The sequence below is a fragment of the Psychrobacter sp. 1U2 genome (genome assembly GCF_051847575.1).
Map to the genome: position 1 here is coordinate 1 of NZ_JBPYDC010000111.1, position 1,779 is coordinate 1,779.

General features: G+C 46.8%; 3 protein-coding genes. All 3 read right to left on the minus strand.

Annotated elements, in window-relative coordinates:
• Window positions 1–591, minus strand: a 591-nt coding sequence (locus ACS8FD_RS13590) for a siderophore-interacting protein (protein ID WP_439276269.1), incomplete at its 3' end; no start/stop codon positions are given.
• Between the two features lie 137 nt (window positions 592–728).
• The gene (locus tag ACS8FD_RS13595) at window positions 729–1,316 is read right to left on the minus strand and encodes a TonB-dependent receptor (protein ID WP_439276270.1); all 588 of its coding nucleotides are present in this window, start codon (window positions 1,314–1,316) and stop codon (window positions 729–731) included.
• A partial coding sequence (locus ACS8FD_RS13600) for a TonB-dependent receptor plug domain-containing protein (protein ID WP_439276271.1) occupies window positions 1,300–1,779 on the minus strand: 480 nt, incomplete at its 5' end. The genes ACS8FD_RS13600 and ACS8FD_RS13595, both read right to left, overlap by 17 nt.

The window sequence follows — 1,779 nt, forward strand, 5'->3', positions numbered from 1 at the left end:
GGCCACCTCACCGTCCAGCCAGTCCAGCGTATTCATTTTATCTAATAATGAATAGCGGCTATCGGTGGTCGTCGGATTTATCACCCAATGGATCGTGATGTTTTCTGGTTTTTGTAGCGGCTGAATATCGTCTTCGCTTAATACTTCTATCACTGCATAGCCCGTAGCGTCTTTAGGCAGCTGTGCCAAATTGACGGTGATGGCTGGCAGGGCGGTCATATCACCTGCCAATAAAAACCAATCCGCCTCATGATTGATAAGCTTTTTGGGGCCTGGTCCCCCGATCATAATGGTATCACCGACCTGTACGGTTTTGGCCCAATGTGAGGCAGGACCTTCAGCGCCTTTGTGATTGAGACCATGCAACACAAAATCGACATCAATCTTATCAGCGCGTTGCTGGATAATGGTATAGGTACGCATGATAGGCTTTTGCCCTACCTCTCCTGCAAACATCAGCTTAATATAGCCACTTTCTTGATCTGCTGGGAAGCCTTGCATGCCTTCACCGCCAAGCGTAATGCGGCGCATGTTTGGGGTGGTATTAGCGATGCCTTTTACTTCCAATAGTCTTGGATTAGGTTTGGCCATTTTCAGCTCCTTTTAACTGTCTCGTTGACCCACTTTAAAAAAGATACAGTATCTTAGTGGGATCTAAAATTACGATAAAAAAAGCCAGCTCTCATACAGACAGCTGGCTTTTTTGTACTTAAAATACCAAAAAAGGTTTAGAATTGATACGTGAGTGAGGCTTTGATGTTGCGACCTGGCTCAAAGTCAGTACTCTCATCTTCAATGGCATTGAAGCGTGACGCATGGCTGGCATAGGTTTCATCAAACAAGTTATACACTCCAAGCGTTGTAGTAACATTATCAAGCTGACGCGGCGCGTAATCCATATAGATATCGTGTACGTCATAGCTTGGCTTAGTCTCTCCTTGATTGTCAGTGATAGATGCGACATAAGTACTGCGCCAGCCAAGCCCAACCATATCATTTGGTGCATAGTTTAAGTTGACCATATAGCGATCGCCTGAGTCAGCACTACCGCCGCTCACTGAGGGAATGCTATCGCCAGTCTTATCGCCTTCGCTACGGGCACGCGAATAGCTCAGACCCATGCCAAAGTCTTGAACAGCATAGTTGGCCGCCAGCTCAACACCATCTATCTTATAGTCTTCATCACTGTTGTACATACCTTGGCACTCACCGCCTATCGCGCCAGTTTCGCAGTCAAGACCAAACCTGCCTGGGCGATCACCCGTACGCATATACAGCTGATAGTCTTCGATATTGGTTCTAAAGTATTTTTGCACTCAGTTGTAGCGCATCATCAGCGACGGTTAGATCGCGTAGTGTAGTAGCCACACCAACTTCAGAGTTATAACCCTCTTCTGGCTTGAGATCATTATTGACATAAAGTCCTTCACCGTTTTTATTAAACACGGCTTGAGCCAAATCTGGGCCATTAAACAGCTGAGTATAACTAGCAAATACTTGCGTGCGCGGGGCAATCTCGTAGCTGGCCGCCAAAGCACCGACGACATTGTCATAAGTGGAGCCACCCGCCACAAATTCAGGCGATTTATAACGGTCATAGCGCACGCCTGGCGTCAGGGTCAATTTGCCCATTTGCCATTGGTCTTCTAGATAGACTGAAGTGTTATTGGCACTGTCATCACCAGTCTGAGCACCATCTCGCGCCATTTCAGATTCTTTTTTATAATGCTCAGCGCCTGCGATTAGCTTATGGCGACCTGCATTGGTATCAATGACACT